Annotated in this window: 17 protein-coding genes; 9 read left to right on the top strand and 8 right to left on the bottom strand. The window is 71.8% G+C overall.

The genetic code is table 11. From position 1 onward, the window contains the following. Positions 1-127 precede the first annotated feature (127 nt). Positions 128-730 carry a polyhydroxyalkanoate synthesis repressor PhaR gene (phaR, locus tag BLW43_RS01785; protein WP_245730872.1) on the top strand — a complete coding sequence of 201 codons (603 nt, stop codon included), beginning with the start codon at positions 128-130 and terminating at the stop codon, positions 728-730. 41 nt (positions 731-771) lie between these two features. Here the strand turns inward: phaR and BLW43_RS01790 are convergent, their stop codons facing one another. From BLW43_RS01790 to BLW43_RS01805, 4 genes are all read right to left on the bottom strand, one after another. Then, the gene (locus tag BLW43_RS01790; RefSeq protein ID WP_093247781.1) at positions 772-1,824 is read right to left on the bottom strand and encodes an Hsp33 family molecular chaperone HslO; all 1,053 of its coding nucleotides are present in this window, start codon (positions 1,822-1,824) and stop codon (positions 772-774) included. Positions 1,825-1,913: 89 nt separating this feature from the next. Then, a complete protein-coding gene (locus BLW43_RS01795) occupies positions 1,914-3,557 on the bottom strand; it encodes a CTP synthase (RefSeq protein ID WP_093247783.1) in 1,644 nt (547 codons plus the stop codon). Positions 3,558-3,732: 175 nt separating this feature from the next. Beyond that, positions 3,733-4,101, bottom strand: a complete 369-nt coding sequence (secG, locus tag BLW43_RS01800) for a preprotein translocase subunit SecG (protein ID WP_093247788.1) — start codon at positions 4,099-4,101, stop codon at positions 3,733-3,735. A gap of 117 nt (positions 4,102-4,218) precedes the next feature. Then, on the bottom strand, positions 4,219-4,473 hold the full coding sequence (locus BLW43_RS01805; protein WP_093247790.1) for a hypothetical protein: 255 nt from the start codon (positions 4,471-4,473) through the stop codon (positions 4,219-4,221). Positions 4,474-4,637: 164 nt separating this feature from the next. Here BLW43_RS01805 and BLW43_RS01810 point away from each other — a divergent pair, with 164 nt between their 5' ends. Next, positions 4,638-5,312: a hypothetical protein gene (locus BLW43_RS01810; RefSeq protein ID WP_139283952.1), complete on the top strand. Its 675-nt coding sequence runs from the start codon at positions 4,638-4,640 to the stop codon at positions 5,310-5,312. A gap of 187 nt (positions 5,313-5,499) precedes the next feature. Then, complete coding sequence (locus BLW43_RS01815) at positions 5,500-6,108, top strand: glutathione S-transferase family protein (RefSeq protein WP_093247794.1); 609 nt, start codon at positions 5,500-5,502, stop codon at positions 6,106-6,108. A gap of 5 nt (positions 6,109-6,113) precedes the next feature. Here BLW43_RS01815 and arfB read toward each other — a convergent pair whose 3' ends face one another. Then, positions 6,114-6,533 (bottom strand): alternative ribosome rescue aminoacyl-tRNA hydrolase ArfB, encoded by a 420-nt coding sequence (arfB, locus tag BLW43_RS01820; RefSeq protein ID WP_093247796.1) that lies wholly within the window; start codon positions 6,531-6,533, stop codon positions 6,114-6,116. A 92-nt stretch (positions 6,534-6,625) separates the two neighbouring features. Between arfB and ygfZ the strand changes: the two genes are divergently transcribed. Further along, positions 6,626-7,474, top strand: coding sequence for a CAF17-like 4Fe-4S cluster assembly/insertion protein YgfZ (ygfZ, locus tag BLW43_RS01825; RefSeq protein ID WP_245730873.1), 849 nt, complete (start codon positions 6,626-6,628; stop codon positions 7,472-7,474). Here ygfZ and BLW43_RS01830 read toward each other — a convergent pair. Further along, positions 7,428-8,351, bottom strand: a complete 924-nt coding sequence (locus tag BLW43_RS01830) for an SDR family oxidoreductase (RefSeq protein WP_139283953.1) — start codon at positions 8,349-8,351, stop codon at positions 7,428-7,430. The two genes, ygfZ and BLW43_RS01830, sit on opposite strands and share 47 nt — an antisense overlap. Before the next feature lie 55 nt (positions 8,352-8,406). Here BLW43_RS01830 and BLW43_RS01835 point away from each other — a divergent pair, with 55 nt between their 5' ends. Then, a complete protein-coding gene (locus tag BLW43_RS01835) occupies positions 8,407-9,144 on the top strand; it encodes a tetratricopeptide repeat protein (RefSeq protein WP_093247800.1) in 738 nt (245 codons plus the stop codon). A gap of 13 nt (positions 9,145-9,157) precedes the next feature. Here BLW43_RS01835 and BLW43_RS01840 read toward each other — a convergent pair whose 3' ends face one another. Next, positions 9,158-10,306 (bottom strand): ABC transporter ATP-binding protein, encoded by a 1,149-nt coding sequence (locus tag BLW43_RS01840; RefSeq protein ID WP_093247802.1) that lies wholly within the window; start codon positions 10,304-10,306, stop codon positions 9,158-9,160. Between the two features lie 4 nt (positions 10,307-10,310). After that, complete coding sequence (locus BLW43_RS01845; RefSeq protein ID WP_093247804.1) at positions 10,311-11,399, bottom strand: polyamine ABC transporter substrate-binding protein; 1,089 nt, start codon at positions 11,397-11,399, stop codon at positions 10,311-10,313. A gap of 93 nt (positions 11,400-11,492) precedes the next feature. Here BLW43_RS01845 and BLW43_RS01850 point away from each other — a divergent pair, with 93 nt between their 5' ends. Genes BLW43_RS01850 through BLW43_RS01865 form a run of 4 tightly spaced genes read left to right on the top strand, consistent with a single transcriptional unit; the run spans position 11,493 to position 15,067 of the window. Then, entirely contained in the window at positions 11,493-12,869 is a 1,377-nt protein-coding gene (locus BLW43_RS01850) for an NAD(P)/FAD-dependent oxidoreductase (RefSeq protein ID WP_093247806.1), read from the top strand. A 10-nt stretch (positions 12,870-12,879) separates the two neighbouring features. Beyond that, the gene (locus BLW43_RS01855) at positions 12,880-13,770 is read left to right on the top strand and encodes an ABC transporter permease subunit (protein ID WP_093247808.1); all 891 of its coding nucleotides are present in this window, start codon (positions 12,880-12,882) and stop codon (positions 13,768-13,770) included. Beyond that, the gene (locus tag BLW43_RS01860) at positions 13,767-14,246 is read left to right on the top strand and encodes a tetratricopeptide repeat protein (RefSeq protein WP_093247810.1); all 480 of its coding nucleotides are present in this window, start codon (positions 13,767-13,769) and stop codon (positions 14,244-14,246) included. Before BLW43_RS01855 ends, BLW43_RS01860 begins: the two co-directional genes overlap by 4 nt. After that, positions 14,243-15,067 (top strand): ABC transporter permease, encoded by an 825-nt coding sequence (locus tag BLW43_RS01865; protein WP_093247812.1) that lies wholly within the window; start codon positions 14,243-14,245, stop codon positions 15,065-15,067. The genes BLW43_RS01860 and BLW43_RS01865 overlap by 4 nt, the downstream gene beginning before the upstream one ends. Positions 15,068-15,081 lie beyond the last annotated feature (14 nt).

Below are 15,081 nucleotides of genomic sequence, written 5' to 3' on the forward strand. Positions count from 1 at the left end.
GCGCCAAGCGTCCCAGCGCCGCGCCTGTCACGCCCGCTTGACGTGCGGCACAGGACGGTTGCGGCGCGGCGCCGCGCGGCGCTACTGTAGTGTGCAAGGGCGAAACGCCCGTTGGGAGGGCTCAGCCATGATGGATGGAACAGAGGGCGAAAAACCGGCCCCGATCGTCATCAAGAAATATGCGAACCGGCGGCTCTACAACACCGCCAAAAGCAGCTACGTGACGCTGGAGCACCTCTCGACAATGGTGCGCGCTGGCGACGATTTCGTGGTCTACGACGCCAAGACCGGCGAGGACATCACGCGCAGCGTGCTGACCCAGATCATTTTCGAGGAGGAGGCGAAGGGCGCGAGCCTGCTGCCCGCGACCTTCCTGCGCCAGATCATCCGGCTCTACGGCGACACGCTGCAGGGCTTCGTGCCGGGCTACCTCGAAGCCTCCATGGAGACCTTCACGCGCAATCAGGAGAAGATGCGCGAGCATGTCTCCGCCACCTTCGGCAAGAACCCCGCCTTCGCGGGCTTCGAGGCGATGGCGCGCACCAACATGGAGTGGTTCCAGAACGCCATGGCGATGTTCTCGCCCTATGCGGGGCTGGCCAAGAACGAGCAGGGCGTCGCAAAGCCGGCGCAGCCGAAGGCGTCGCCGACCGACGACGAGCTCGACGCGATGAAGAAGCGCCTGTCGGACATGCAGGACCAGCTCGACCGCCTCGCCAGGAACGGCTGAGGCGGCCCCTCGGCGCCTCAGGTCGTCACCGCATCAGGTAGTCAGCTCGTCGGCGCGCCGGGCCCCTCGGCGCCGCTCTCGAAACCCAGCGACCCCGGGTCGAAGGCGTAGCGCGCGCCGCAGAACTGGCAGTCGGCCGTCACCTTGCCCTCGGGCGTCGTCATCGTCTCGATGTCGCGCGCCGAATACTGCGCCATGGCGGCCTCGACCCGTTCGCGCGAGCAGGTGCAGCCGAAGGCGACCGGCTGCGCCGGCCAGACGCGCGGGCGCTCCTCGTGAAACAGCCGCAGCAGCAGCCGCTCGGCGCCGACGACTGGCCCGAGCAGCTCGTGCGCCTCGGCGGTGTCGAGCAGGATGTTGACGCGCCGCCAGGCCTCGGCGCCGTCCCCCATCGCCGCGACGTCCTCGGCGCGCATCAGCCCGTCCTCGGCCGAAGGCTCGGCGGGCGCGGCGTGGGGCGAGGCCTTGGGAAGCTGCTGCAGCATCACGCCGCCGCCGCGCCATCGCGCCGCCTCGCCCGGCGCCGCGCTCAGCGCCGCCGACAGGTGGAAGCGCGTCGCGATCTGCTCTGACTGGGCGAAATAGGTCTCGGCGCAGGCCGCCAGCGACCCGCCCGCGAGCGGCGTCATGCCCTGATAGGGCCGCATGTCCGGCCCCTGGTCGATTGTCATGGCGAACAGCCCCGGCCCGAGTAGGGCGAACGGGTCCGCGCCAAAATCCTTCGCGTCGGTGGAGGCCGCGGCGACGCGCTCCGCGTCGAACCCGGCGTAGGCGCGGATGCGCGCGGGCTCGCCCGACTCCGACGGCCCGAAATAGTCGGTGGCGATCAGCCGCACGGCGCCCTCGCTGCGCACCTGCAGGCTCAGCCGCCAGCGCAGCTTCAGCGTCTGCCCGATCAGCGCCGTCAGCAACGCCGCCTCCGCGGCCAGCGCCGACACCGCGTCGGGATAGGCGTGCTGCGCGAGGATCGCCTCCAGCGCGGTGTCGAGCCGCGCGACGCGGCCCCTGACGTCGGCGCGCTCCAGCTCGAAGGGAAGCACGGTGTCGTCGCCGTTGGGCGCCGCCTGCGGCGCTTGCCGGATGTCGTCGTCCATGAACCGCTCCCGGCGCTTGGTCGTTTTTCGTATTACCCGCCGCCCCCCGCGACGCGCAACCGGGCCGCGGGGTGGTGGGCGACGCGCCCTCAGACCAGCCGGCTCTGCTCGACCGCGGCGCCGATGAAGCTCGCGAACAGCGGATGCGGCTCGAACGGCTTGGACTTCAGCTCGGGGTGAAACTGCACGCCGACGAACCACGGATGGTCCCGAACCTCCACGATCTCGGGCAGCGCGCCGTCGGGCGAGAGGCCGGAGAACACCAGCCCCGCCGCCTCCAGCCGCTCGCGATAGGCGATGTCGACCTCGTAGCGGTGGCGGTGGCGCTCGCTGATGCGCGTCGTCCCGTAGGCCTGCGCGGCGTGGCTGCCTTCGGTCAGCACGGCGTCATAGGCGCCGAGGCGCATGGTGCCGCCCTTGGCGTCGGTGGCCTTGCGGCGCACCGTCTCGCCGTTCTCGACCCATTCCGACATGTGGTAGATCACGTGCTCGAAACGCGCCGCCGCGGCCTCATGGTCGAATTCCTGGCTGCCGGCGGAGTTGACGCCGGCCAGGTTCCGCGCCGCCTCCACGACCGCCATCTGCAGGCCGAGGCAGATGCCGAGATAGGGCACCTTGCGCTCGCGGGCGAACTGCGCCGCGCGGATCATGCCCTCGGTGCCGCGCTCGCCGAAGCCGCCGGGCACCAGGATGCCGTGCAGCCCCTCAAGGTAGGGCGCGGGATCTTCGCGCTCGAAGACTTCCGAATCGAGCAGTTCCGCGCGCACCCGCACCCGGTTCGCGACGCCGCCATGGGTCAGCGCCTCGGCCAGCGACTTGTAGGCGTCGCCGAGCTGCGTGTACTTGCCGACGATGGCGATGCGCACCTCGCCGTCGGGCTTCTCCACCGCCTCCAGCACGCTGCGCCAGCGCGACAGGTCCGGACGCGGCGCCGGAGAGATGCCGAAGGCGTCGAGCACCGCGCCGTCGAGCCCCGCGTCGTGCAGCGCCAGCGGCGCGGCGTAGATGCTTGGCAGGTCGAGCGCCTCGATCACGCTCTCGGCCCGCACGTTGCAGAACAGCGCCAGCTTCTCGCGCTCCTTCGGCGGAATGGCCATCTCGGCGCGGCACACCAGAATGTCGGGCGCGATGCCGATGGATCGCAGCTCCTTCACCGAATGCTGCGTCGGCTTGGTCTTGAGCTCGCCGGACGTCTTGATGAAGGGCAACAGCGTCAGATGCATGAAGATGCACGCCCCGCGCGGCCGCTCCTGCGCGAACTGGCGGATCGCCTCGAAGAACGGCAGGCCCTCGATGTCGCCCACCGTGCCGCCGATCTCGCACAGCATGAAATCGACCTCGTCCTCGCCGATGCGCAGGAAGTCCTTGATCTCGTTGGTGACGTGCGGAATGACCTGGATCGTCTTGCCGAGGTAGTCGCCGCGCCGCTCCTTCTCAAGCACATTGGAGTAGATGCGGCCGGCGCTGATGCTGTCGGTCCTGCGCGCCGCGACGCCGGTGAAGCGCTCGTAATGGCCGAGGTCGAGGTCGGTCTCGGCCCCGTCGTCGGTGACGAACACCTCGCCGTGCTCGAACGGCGACATCGTGCCGGGGTCGACGTTCAGGTAGGGATCGAGCTTGCGAAGCCTGACGGTGTAGCCGCGCGCCTGAAGCAGGGCCCCGAGCGCCGCGCCGGCGAGCCCCTTGCCGAGCGACGAGACCACGCCGCCGGTGATGAAGATGTAGCGCGCCATTGAGCCCCCGCGGCGTTCGTGCAGGCCGGTCGGCGGCGCGCACATCTAGGTCCACGGGAGTCGACGCATACGAGATTCGGCGCCGGGCGCCAACACCGGCGTCCTTAAGGCGGCTGATCGGCGGGACCGCTCCCGGCGCGGCCCGCCTCTCGCGACGGGAAAGGCTCGGCGCGGCCTATTCCGCGGGCGGCGGCGTCGCCGGGCCGTCGCCGCCGGTGGAGCCGCCGAGATTAGGCAGCTGCGGCGTGAACGGAAGGCCGTCCTGTGAAGGCGGGGCCGCCGGCGTCTCGCCGGCCTCTATCACCGCGCTCGCGCCGCGGTTCTGGGCGGCGAGAACCGTAAGGGTGAGGCTCGTGACGATGAACGCCGTTGCGATGGCCCATGTCGCCTTGGTCAGCGCGGTCGCCGCGCCGCGGCTGGAGACCAGCCCCCCGCCGCCGCCCCCGCCCATGCCGAGCGCTCCGCCCTCGGAGCGCTGCAGCAGCACTACGACGATGAGAAACAGCGCCAGGATGAGGTGGACGATGAGGACGACTTGTTCCATGGGCTCGCTGTCTCCGGCAGGGCTGCTACGTTGCCGCCCCAAGGTTTGGGCGGCTTCTAGCGCCGCCGCCCCGCTTTGTCCAACCGCGTTCGGATCAGCGGCCAGCCGCCTTCAGCTTCAGCCGAAGGTGATGAACAGGATCATGGCGAGCGCGGCCGCCGCGAAGCACAGCATCAGCGGCACCAGGCCCGCCAGACCGAAGGTGAGCGTGACGATGGCCGCGACGCCGATCAGCGTCAACGCGAACCACAGCAGGGCCATGTCGTCGCCCTCGGCGACGTCGCGCAGCATCCAGCCGATGACGGGCACGGCGAAGATGACGCGGGCGAGAAGGCCGCGACGGCGTCGGGGCAGGTTCGGGCTGGCGGTCATCGGGATCCTCTTGCTTTGCTGCGGCGCAACTAAGCAGGCCGCAGTCGGGGTCAAGCGGTTCTCCGCAAAAAAGCTCGTCGGCGAACAATCGGCGCCCGGCGTTGAGAAGACGTTCACGGCATGCGACGAATCGATTAGAACACAAAATGAACATCGGAGCGCGCATGATCCGTCGACGCCTCCCCATGCTGTCTCTCGCCGGTCCCGGCGCGCCAATGGCCGGCGCGCCTGCGCTGGCGCTCGGCCGCGCGCATGAGGTCGCGGGGCCGGGTCGGCGGGCCTTCGCCGCGATGGTCGCCGGGGCGCTGTCGGGCCCGGTGCTCTGGGTGCGCGGTCCGTGGCGGGAGGAGCGGCTGAACCCCGAGGGGCTCCGGCCGTTCTTCAACCCCGCGAGGCTGGTGACAGTCGAGGCGCCCTCGGCGATCGAGGCGCTCTGGGCGGCGGAGGAGGCGCTGCGCAGCGGCGCGGCGCCGCTGGTCGCGCTGGAGCCCGCCGCCCCGCCGGCGCTGACGCCGGTGCGCCGCCTGCAACTCGCCGCGGAGGCGGGAGGCGCGCTGGACGCCGACCCCGGGCGCGAGGCGCGAGACGGCGCGGGGCGCGCCCCGCTCTGCCTCATCCTGCTGCCCGAAGGCGGCGCGGCGGCGGCGGTGGAGACGCGCTGGTGGATCGACCCCGCTCCCGGCTGGGCCGCAGGGCAGGCTGGCGCCGCCGAGGGGCCCGCGCGCTGGCGCCTGCGGCTGCTGCGCGACAAGGGCGGCCCGCCCGGCGCCTGGCGGGCCACGGCGCCCGGCGGCCTGCGCCCCCACGCCCCGCCGCGCTACGAGGCCAGCGCGGCCTGAGCGGCGCGAAGCCGGCGACAGGCCCCGAAGCCCGCGCAGGCCCGCAGGGCAGGCCGACCCCGACGCCCTGCCCCAGACGCCCGCCCTGGAAACGGCCTGTCTCCGGACGCGCGCCTTTCGCTCCCCGCGCCCGCCCCCCTAGGTGAGTCCCGTTCAAGACAGAACCGCTTCGGAAAGGACCAGCGCCATGATCGACCTCTATTCCGCCGCCACGCCGAACGGCCACAAGGCCTCGATTGCGCTGGAGGAGATGGCGCTGCCCTACAGGCTCCATGTGCTGAGCTTCGCCAACCGCGACCAGAAGGCCCCCGACTACCTGCGCATCAACCCCAACGGCCGCATCCCCGCGATCGTGGACCGCGAGGAGGCCGATTTCGCCGTGTTCGAATCCGGCGCCATCCTCGTCTACCTTGCGGAAAAGACCGGCCGCTTCCTGCCGACGGGCGCAAAGCCGCGCAGCCTGGTGATGCAGTGGCTGATGTTACAGATGGGCGGGCTCGGGCCGATGCAGGGCCAGGCCGGCTGGTTCCGCACCAACGCGCCCGACATGCCGAAGGGCTACGCCCGCTACCATGACGAGACGCGCCGCCTCTACGCCGTGCTAGACGGGCGGCTGGCCGAGAGCGAATGGCTCGCCGAGGACTACTCCATCGCCGACATGGCGACCTACCCATGGGTCGCCTCGCGCTACGCCGGCGTCGACGTGGACGGGATGCCGAACCTGCGGCGCTGGATGGACGCCCTCGCCGCCCGCCCGGCCGTCGCGAAGGGCCTGCAGACGCCGCCGCAAAACTGAGGGCGTCAGTCGGGGTCGACCGGCCCGCGCAGCGCCTTCGTGGCGCCACGCGCGGCCTTGCCGTCGAGCCGGCGGCGCTTGGAGGCCAGCGTCGGCCGCGTCGGCACCCGCCGCGCCGGCTTCACCGCCGCCTTCGCCACCATCTCGACGAGCTTTTCGCGCGCGTCCTCGCGGTTCAGCGCCTGCGAGCGGTGACGGTCGGAGGTGATGATCAGGGCGCCCTCGCCAGTCCAGCGGCGGCCGGCGAGCCGCCGCAGCCGGGCCTTGACGTCGGGCGCGAGGTTCGGCGAGCGCGCGGCCTCGAAGCGCAGCGTCACGGCGCTCGACACCTTGTTGACGTTCTGCCCGCCGGGGCCGGAAGCGCGCGAGAACGTCTCGGTCAGCTCCCAGTCGGCCAGCGCGATCTCGTCGTTCACCCGCAGCATCGCCCCAGCCCCCTTCGCGCGGGCCCGCCCTTGACGCGGGCGCCCCGCGCGACCTGATACCATTCCGAAGGCGAAGACGGGAGGGCGCGCGGATGGCTGAACCCACTGGCATGATCGACCGGGGCCGGGCGCTGCTGCGCGTCGGCGGCGACGACGCGCGCGACTGGCTCCAGGGCCTCGTCACCAACGACGTGCGCCGCCTCTCGCGCGATCAGGCTGTCTACGCCGCGATGCTGACGGCGCAGGGCAAATATCTCTTCGACTTCTTTCTGGTGGAGGGCGCCGACGGCGCCGTGCTGGTCGACGTGGCCGCCGACAGGGCGGCGGCGCTGGCGCAGCGCCTGGTGCTCTATCGCCTGCGCCGCGCGGTGAGCGTGACGCCCGCTCCGGAGATCGAGGTCGCTCTGGTCTGGGGCGGCGACGCGCCGGCGCCGGTCGCCGGCGCCCTGGTCGTCGCGGACCCGCGAGACGCCCGGCTCGGCTGGCGCCTCTACGCAGGGGACGCCGCCGCGGCGCTCTCGGGCGTCGCGCCCGCCGACGCCGCGGCGCGCGACGCGCTGCGCGTCGCCCTCGGCGTGCCGCGCGGGGGCGTGGAGCTCGTCCCCGACGACAGCTACATTCTGGAGGCCGGCTTCGGCCGGCTGAACGGAGTCGACTTCCGCAAGGGCTGCTATGTCGGCCAGGAGGTCACGGCCCGGATGCGCCACAAGACCGAACTGCGCAAGGGCCTAGCGAGGGTCCGCGTCGAGGGCGCCGCGCCGCCGCCGGGCGCTCCGGTGACGAGCGCCGACGGCAAGGCGGCCGGCGCGCTCTACACCGTGGCGGGCGGCGCCGGGCTCGCGCATCTGCGCTTCGACCGGGCGACCGGGCTGATGCGCGCGGGCGAGGCGACGCTCACGCTCGCGGAGACGCAGACGGAGACGGAGACGGAGACGGGCTGAGGCCCTCCGCCGCCATCACCGCCGCAAGCCCGCTGCGATAGTCGGGATAGGCGAGCCGCACCCCGAGCTCCCGCTTCAGGCGCGCGTTCGAGACGCGCTTGCTCTCGGCGTAGAAGCTGCGCGCCATCGGCGACAGCTCCGCGTCCTCGAAGGCGACCTCGGGCGGCGGCGGCAGCCCGAGCAGGCGCGCCGCGAAACCGATGACGTCCTGCGGCGGCGCCGGGTCGTCGTCGCACACATTGTAGGCCGCGCCAGGGTCGGGCCGGGCGATCGAGGCCTCCAGCACCGTCGCGATGTCCTCGACATGGATGCGGCTGAACACCTGTCCCGGCTTGACGATGCGCCGCGCCGTCCCGTTGCGCACCTTCTCGAACGGTCCCCGCCCCGGCCCGTAGATGCCGGCGAGCCGGAAGACGTGCAGCGGCAGGCCGGCGCTCTCATGCAGCTCGCGCCACGCCGCCTCTGCGGCGACGCGGGCGCGGCCGCGTTCGGTCGCGGGCTCCAGCGGCGCGCCCTCGTCCACCCAGCCTCCCGAGTGGTCGCCGTAGACGCCCGTGGTCGAGAGGTAGCCCGCCCAGCGGAACTGCGCCGCCCGCGCCGCGATCGGGCCGCCGAGGGCCGCGAGCGCCGGGTCGCCCTGCGGCCCCGGCGCCGCCGACGCGAGGAGATGGTCGGCGCCCTCCAGCGCCGCCGCGGGGTCCGCCAGCGGCCAGAGCAGCGGTTCGATCCCCTCCGCGCGCAGGGCCTCGGCCGTCTCGGCCGAGCGCGTCGTGCCGCGCACCCGCCAGCCGCGCCCGACGAGCCGCCGCGCCAGCGCCCGCGCGCTGTAGCCGCAGCCGATCACGAGCATGTCGCCGGTCGCTTCAGGGTCAGCCATGGCTCCGCTCCGCGCGCTGGGATATGAGGCGGCGACCCTTATGCGGAGATGCGCCATGCTGCGAAAGAGCCTCGCGTCGGTCCTTGTCGGACTCGCGCTTGCGACGCAGGCCGGCGCGCAGAGCTACGACGCCTGCATCGAGACGGCCGCCCGCAACCCCTCTGCGGCGCTGGCGCAGGCCGAGGCCTGGGCGCTCGCCAGCGGCGACCCCGCCGCCGAACACTGCGCCGCCGTGGCGCTCGCGGAACTCGGCGCGCATGGCGCGGCGGCGCAGCGTCTCGCCGACCTCGCGGCCCGCCCCGGCGCGGCCCCTGCGGCGGCGCGGGCCGAGATGCTCGAACAGGCCGCAGCGCTCTGGCTGCGCGACGCGGACGCCGCCCGGGCCCGCGCGGCGCTCGACGCCGCGCTGCGGCTCGCGCCGGACTTCGCGGCGGCGCTGGAGGCGCGCGCCGGCCTCAACGCGGCCGAGGGCGGCCACGCCGCCGCCGCGGCCGACCTCACGGCCGCGCTGGCCTCGGCGCGGGGCGCCGACCGCGCCGGCCTGCTGACGCTGCGCGCCGCCGCCCGACGCAACGCCGGCGACGCGGCCGGCGCGCTGACCGACGCGCGGGCGGCGCTGGACACGCCCGGCGTCGAGCGCGCCGAGGCGCTGTTCGAGAAAGGCGCCGCCCTCGCCGCGCTCGGCGAGCCGGGCGAGGCCCGCGACGCATGGCTTGACGCAGTGGCCGCGCACCCCGGCTCCGACGCCGCCGATCGAGCGCAGCTCAGCCTCCAGGCGATGGACGTCAACTGACGGGCGGAGCAGCCTATCCCTCCAGCGGCACCACCGCCTGCGCGTCCCAGCTCAGCCGGACCGGATCCTCCCAGAGAATCGTCTGGCTCTGGAGCCGCACGCGGTTGGTCCGGGCGACCCGCGCCAGCCCGCCGCCGGAGAGCCTCACGCGAAAGATCGACATGTCGCCAAGATAGGCGATGTCCTCCACCACGCCATCGAGCATGTTCGCCTCGGGGTCCGGCCCGTCGTCGCGCCGTTCGATCACGAGCTTCTCCGGCCGCAGCGCCACCGCGACGGGCGCGCCCTTCGCGCCGGAGATGGGCCGGCCGGCCTGCACCGGCGCGGCCGCGCCATCGATGCGGATCACGCCGGCCTCCGGATCTTCCAGCCGGCCCTCGAGGATATTCACATCCCCTATGAACTCCGCAACGTAACGACTTGCAGGTGCGTCATAAACCTCGCGCGGCTCACCAAGCTGCGCAATCTTTCCGTCGCGCATCACCGCCAGCCGCGTCGCGACCGTCATCGCCTCCTCCTGGTCATGCGTGACGATGACGAAGGTGAGGCCGAGGCTCTCCTGGATGTTGACCAGCTCGAACTGCGTCTCCTCGCGGAGCTTCTTGTCCAGCGCGCCCAGCGGCTCGTCGAGCAGCAGCAGCTTGGGCTTCTTGGCCAGCGCCCGCGCCAGCGCCACCCGCTGCCGCTGGCCGCCCGAAAGCTGCTGCGGCTTGCGGCCGGCGAAGCGCTCCAGCTTCACCAGCGCCAGCATCTCCTCGACCCGGCGCGAGACCTCCGCCTTAGGCAGCCGGTCCATCTCCAGCCCGAAGGCGATGTTCTTCGCCACGCTCATGTGCGGAAACAGCGCGTAGGACTGGAACATCATGTTCACCGGCCGCTCATGCGGCGGCACGGCGGTCAGGTCCTGCCCGTCGAGCTCGATGCGGCCGGAAGTCGGCGTCTCGAAGCCCGCCAGCATCCGCAGCAGGGTCGTCTTGCCGCAGCCCGACGGCCCCAGCAGCGCAAAGAACTCAGCCCCGAAGATGTCGAGCGAGATGTTGTCGACCGCCCGCGCGTCGCCGAAGTCCTTCACGACGTCGACGATGCGCAGGTGGGGGCGCGCCGCGGGATCCCGCCACGGCGCGAAGCTCGAACCGCTGGCGGCGCGGCGCTGGGGGTCCATCGGCTCAGGAACCGGTGCGGACCTGCGTCCACAGCCGCGTGACGGTGCGCTGCAGGCGGGCGTCGAACGGCGAGACGGTGTAGAGCCGCCTGGTGGCGGCTTCGCCGGGATAAATCGCCGGGTCGCCGATCACGTCCTCGTTGAGTAACTCCTGCGAGGCGAGGTTGCCGTTGGCGTAATAGACGTAGTTCGAGGCCTTCGCCGCCACTTCCGGCCGCATGATGTAGTTGAGGAATTCATGCGCCTCTTCGACGTTCGGCGCGTCGGTCGGGATCGCCATGTTGTCGAACCACATCAGCGCGCCTTCCTGCGGGATGACGTACTGGACGGTCACGCCCTGCTCCGCCTCGGCCGCCCGGTCGCGCGCCTGCAGGATGTCGCCCGACCAGCCGACCGCGAGGCAGATGTCGCCGTTGGCCAGCGCGTTAATGTACTCGGAGCTGTGGAACTTCTGCACGCTGGGCCGGACGCTCATCAGCAGTTCGGTCGCCTTCTCGTAGTCGGCGGCTTCGGTCGTGTCCGGGTCGATCTCGAGGTAGTTGAGCGCAGCGCGCATGATCTCGTCGGGCGCGTCGAGCATCATCACGCCGCAATCGGCGAACTTGGCCAGCGTCTCGGGCTCGAACACCACGCTCCAGCTGTCGATGCTGTCGGTCCCGAGCCGCTCCTGCACCGCGGCGACGTTGTAGCCGATGCCGGTCGTGCCCCACATGTAGTTGATGGCGTGGTCGTTGCCGGGGTCGTACTTCGCAAGGCGCTCGCTGATGTCGGGCCACATGTTGGAAAGGTTGGGCAGCTTGTCCTTCTGCAGCGGCTGGAACACGCCGGCCTGGATCTGGCGCCGCAGGAAGGTGCCGGTCGGCACCACGACGTCGTAGCCGGAGCCGCCGGCCAGCAGCTTCGTCTCGAGGATCTCGTTGCTGTCGAACACGTCGTAGACGACCTTGATCCCCGTCTCGGCGGTGAAGTCGGCGAGGATGCTCTCGTCGATGTAGTCCGACCAGTTGTAGACGTTGACGACCCGGTCCTGCGCGCCTGCGGCGGCGGCCATGGCGAGGATCGAAGCTCCTGCAAGCAGCGTGACGCTCTTCATGTGGTCCACCTTCTCCCGTTTCGCGTGGGCCCAGTTTCGTGCGACGATAACGCCTCTGCTGCGCCGCGCAACGCCCCTTCCGGAGACCGCAGGATGAAGGGCCCGCTCGCCCCCGAACTCTACGACGTCGCGCGCCCCTGCGAGAGCTGGTGGCGCGAGACGGCGGCGCCCGGTCCGGCCCTCGCCCCGCTCGAAGGCGACGCGACAGTTGATGTCGCGGTGATCGGCGGCGGCTATGCGGGGCTCTCGACGGCGCTGCGGCTGGCGGAGCTGGGCGTCTCCTGCGCCGTGCTCGAAGCGGGCGAGATCGGCTGGGGCGCCTCGGGGCGCAATGGCGGCATCGTCGGCCTCGCCTCCGACAAGCTCTCGCACGCCGCCCGCGCGCGCCGCGTCGGGGAGGCGGAGGCCGCGCGCGCCGTCGCGGCGCAGGTCGAGGGCGCGCAGCGGCTGCGCGCCTTCTGCGCCGCGCAGGGCGTCGAGACGCAGGGCGAGGCCGAGGCGCTCGTCGCGCATTGCCCCGCGGCCTTCGCGGCGCTGGCGGACGCGCCGGCCGTCGGCGGCGCGAGCCTCGAGATCCTCTCGCGCGAGGCCTACGCCGAGCGCGGCTACGAGGGGCCCGAACAGCACGGCGCGGCGCTGATGCGGCCCGGCTTCGGCGTCCACCCGCTGCAGCTCGTGCGCGCCTGGGCGCGCGCCGCGCAGGCCGCCGGCGTCGCGATCCACCCGTTCAGCGAGGCGCTGCGCTGGCGGCGCGAGGGGGCCGCGCACCGTGTCGAGACCGCCCGCGGAACGCTGCGGGCGGGCCGGATCGTGCTCGCGACCAACGGCTTCACGCCGGACGGCCTGCACCCCGCCTTCGCCGCCCGCGCGATGCCGGTGATCTCGATGATCGGCGTCACCCGCCCGCTGACGGCGGAGGAGCTTTCGCGCCATCGCTGGCGCGAGGACAACCCGCTCGCCAACACCCGACGGATGCTGTTCTACTGGCGGATGCTGCCGCAGCGCCGGCTGCTTTTCGGGATGCGCGGCGACCTGACCGGCGCCGAGGCGGCGGCGCCGGTCTGGCGGGCGCGGCTCGCAGCGAGCCTCGCGCGCGCCTTCCCCGGCTGGGCGGACATACCGCTCACGCATTTCTGGCGCGGCCCGATCTGCGCGACGCGCGCCTACGCTCCCGCGGTGGGCCGCCTGCCCGACGACGCGAGCGTGTTCCACGCCTTCGGCTGGCACGGCTCGGGCGTGAACGGCGCACAGACGGCGGGACGGCTGCTTGCGGAGGCGATCGTCTCCGGCGAGGAAGCGGCGATCCCCGCGCTCTGGCGCGGGCTGCCGCCGCGCATCCTGCTGCCGGGGCTCAGGACGCTATGGCTCGCCGGCGCCATCGCGGGCTTTCGCCTCGCCGACGCGATGGAGGCGCGCACCCCCTTGCGCGACCGGCGCGCGCGCGCTTCAGTGGCCGCGGCGACGCGATGAGGGATTGTCGATGCGGGGGGTGAACTGGGGCCGGGCGGCCATCATCGGCCTGCCCTATCTGTGGCTCCTGATGTTCTTCGTTGCGCCGTTCCTGATCGTTCTCAAGATCAGCTTCTCCGAGCCTGCGATCGCACAGCCGCCCTACACGCCGACCTGGGACAGCTGGGCCGGCGTGCAGGCCTACTTCAGCAATTTCAACGTCGGCAACTACCTGTTCCTGATAGAGGATCCCCTCTACGTCGGCGCCTATCTCAGCTCGCTTCGCATCGCGGCGACGGCGACGCTGATCACGCTGCTAGTCGGCTACCCCATCGCCTACGCCATGGCGCGCGCGCCGCAGGGCTGGCGTCCGGCGCTGCTGATGCTGGTGATCCTGCCGTTCTGGACGTCGTTCCTGATCCGCGTCTACGCCTGGATCGGCATCCTCAAGCGCGACGGGCTGCTCAACCTCGCGCTGGAGTCGATGGGGCTGATCTCGCAGCCGCTGGTGATCCACAACACCGAGATCGCGGTCTACATCGGCATCGTCTATTCGTATCTGCCTTTCATGATCCTGCCGCTCTACTCCGCGCTGGAGAAGCAGGATCTGAGCCTGCTGGAGGCCGCCGCCGACCTTGGCTGCAAGCCGTGGGAGGCGTTCGCGCGCATCACCCTGCCGCTGTCGCTGGCCGGCGTCGCGGCGGGGTGCTTCCTGGTGTTCATCCCCGCCATGGGCGAATTCGTGATCCCCGAACTGCTGGGCGGGGCGCGCACGCAGATGATCGGGCGAACGCTCTGGAACGAGTTCTTCCTCAACCGCGACTGGCCGCTCGCCTCAGCCGTGGCGGTGGTGCTGTTGATCGTGCTGGTGCTGCCGATCATGATCTTCCAGCGCATGGCCAACCGGGCGGGGGCGGGATGAATCGCACGCCCCTTTTCGCGCTCGCCTTCGCGTTGATGGCCGCAGCAGCCGCCGCAGTGCCGTCGAGCCTGCCGCCCTTCGGGCCGGGCTCGCCGCCCGAGCTCGAACTGCGCGCGGCGCGCGAGGCCATCGAGCGGACCGACTGGCCGGCGGCGGAGAAGATCCTGCGCCGGCTCGACGCGGCCGAGCCGGAGACCCCGGAGGTGCTGAGCCTGCTTGGCTTCGCGCTGCGCAAGCAGGGGCGACTCGGCGCGGCCGAAGCGGCCTACATGATGGCGCTGTCGCTGGAGCCCGAGCATCGCGGGGCGCTGGAGTATTACGGCGAACTGCGCCTGCAGCGCGGCGACATCGCCGGCGCGGAGCGGCTTCTAGCGCGGCTGGTCGACGTCTGCCTCTATGGCTGCGCCGAACGCGACGACCTTGCAAGGGCGATCCGCGAGGCCAGGGCCGCTGCTGACCCGGAGTCCGATCCATGAGCCGCTTCCACTGGACTCACCTCGCGGCCCTGCTTCTCGGCTTCGCGTTCCTCTACGCGCCCATTCTGATCCTCATCGTCTACAGCTTCAACGAAAGCCAGCTTGTCACCGTCTGGGCCGGGTTTTCGACGAAGTGGTATTTCGAGCTGTGGAACAATCAGGGGCTGATGGACGCCGCGCGCGTCTCGCTGATCGTGTCGGTCTGCTCCTCGACGCTCGCGGCCGTGCTCGGCACGCTGGCGGGCGTGGCGCTGGCGCGCATCCCGCGCTTCCTCGGCCGCACGCTTTTCTCGGGCATGGTGCTGGCGCCGCTGGTGATGCCGGAGGTGATCACCGGCCTGTCGCTGCTGCTGACCTTCATCGCGGTGGCGGTGGACCGGGGGATCCTGACCATCATCATCGCCCATGCGACCTTCTCGATGTGCTATGTCGCGGTGGTTGTGCAGGCGCGGCTGGCGGGTTTCGACGCCTCGGTGGAGGAAGCCGCGCAGGACCTCGGCGCCCGCCCCGCGACGGTGTTCTTCCGCATCACCCTGCCGCTGATCGCGCCCGCCGTCGCCGCCGGCTGGCTGCTGAGCTTCACGCTGTCGCTGGACGATCTGGTGATCGCGAGCTTCCTCGCCGGGCCCGGCTCGACGACGCTGCCGATGAAGATATTCTCAGCCGTTCGCCTTGGCGTGACGCCGGAGATCAACGCGATCTGCACCATCCTGATCGGGATCGTCAGCGTCGGCGTGATCGTCTGGTCGCTCACGCTCAAGCAGGCGCTCGCGCGCAAGGCGGCGGACGAACAGGCCGCGCAGAGGCCGGCCTCGGCCTGAGCGCTTTCGCAAGG

The sequence above is a fragment of the Rubrimonas cliftonensis genome, assembly GCF_900107585.1.
Lineage (GTDB): Bacteria > Pseudomonadota > Alphaproteobacteria > Rhodobacterales > Rhodobacteraceae > Rubrimonas > Rubrimonas cliftonensis.

What these genes read in the sequence shown, in the direction of transcription:
- phaR (WP_245730872.1), top strand. Translation starts at nt 128, where the DNA reads ATGATGGATGGAACAGAGGGCGAAAAACCGGCCCCGATCGTCATCAAG.
- BLW43_RS01790 (WP_093247781.1), bottom strand. Translation starts at nt 1,824, where the DNA reads ATGGACGACGACATCCGGCAAGCGCCGCAGGCGGCGCCCAACGGCGAC.
- BLW43_RS01795 (WP_093247783.1), bottom strand. Translation starts at nt 3,557, where the DNA reads ATGGCGCGCTACATCTTCATCACCGGCGGCGTGGTCTCGTCGCTCGGC.
- secG (WP_093247788.1), bottom strand. Translation starts at nt 4,101, where the DNA reads ATGGAACAAGTCGTCCTCATCGTCCACCTCATCCTGGCGCTGTTTCTC.
- BLW43_RS01805 (WP_093247790.1), bottom strand. Translation starts at nt 4,473, where the DNA reads ATGACCGCCAGCCCGAACCTGCCCCGACGCCGTCGCGGCCTTCTCGCC.
- BLW43_RS01810 (WP_139283952.1), top strand. Translation starts at nt 4,638, where the DNA reads ATGATCCGTCGACGCCTCCCCATGCTGTCTCTCGCCGGTCCCGGCGCG.
- BLW43_RS01815 (WP_093247794.1), top strand. Translation starts at nt 5,500, where the DNA reads ATGATCGACCTCTATTCCGCCGCCACGCCGAACGGCCACAAGGCCTCG.
- arfB (WP_093247796.1), bottom strand. Translation starts at nt 6,533, where the DNA reads ATGCTGCGGGTGAACGACGAGATCGCGCTGGCCGACTGGGAGCTGACC.
- ygfZ (WP_245730873.1), top strand. Translation starts at nt 6,626, where the DNA reads ATGGCTGAACCCACTGGCATGATCGACCGGGGCCGGGCGCTGCTGCGC.
- BLW43_RS01830 (WP_139283953.1), bottom strand. Translation starts at nt 8,351, where the DNA reads ATGGCTGACCCTGAAGCGACCGGCGACATGCTCGTGATCGGCTGCGGC.
- BLW43_RS01835 (WP_093247800.1), top strand. Translation starts at nt 8,407, where the DNA reads ATGCTGCGAAAGAGCCTCGCGTCGGTCCTTGTCGGACTCGCGCTTGCG.
- BLW43_RS01840 (WP_093247802.1), bottom strand. Translation starts at nt 10,306, where the DNA reads ATGGACCCCCAGCGCCGCGCCGCCAGCGGTTCGAGCTTCGCGCCGTGG.
- BLW43_RS01845 (WP_093247804.1), bottom strand. Translation starts at nt 11,399, where the DNA reads ATGAAGAGCGTCACGCTGCTTGCAGGAGCTTCGATCCTCGCCATGGCC.
- BLW43_RS01850 (WP_093247806.1), top strand. Translation starts at nt 11,493, where the DNA reads ATGAAGGGCCCGCTCGCCCCCGAACTCTACGACGTCGCGCGCCCCTGC.
- BLW43_RS01855 (WP_093247808.1), top strand. Translation starts at nt 12,880, where the DNA reads ATGCGGGGGGTGAACTGGGGCCGGGCGGCCATCATCGGCCTGCCCTAT.
- BLW43_RS01860 (WP_093247810.1), top strand. Translation starts at nt 13,767, where the DNA reads ATGAATCGCACGCCCCTTTTCGCGCTCGCCTTCGCGTTGATGGCCGCA.
- BLW43_RS01865 (WP_093247812.1), top strand. Translation starts at nt 14,243, where the DNA reads ATGAGCCGCTTCCACTGGACTCACCTCGCGGCCCTGCTTCTCGGCTTC.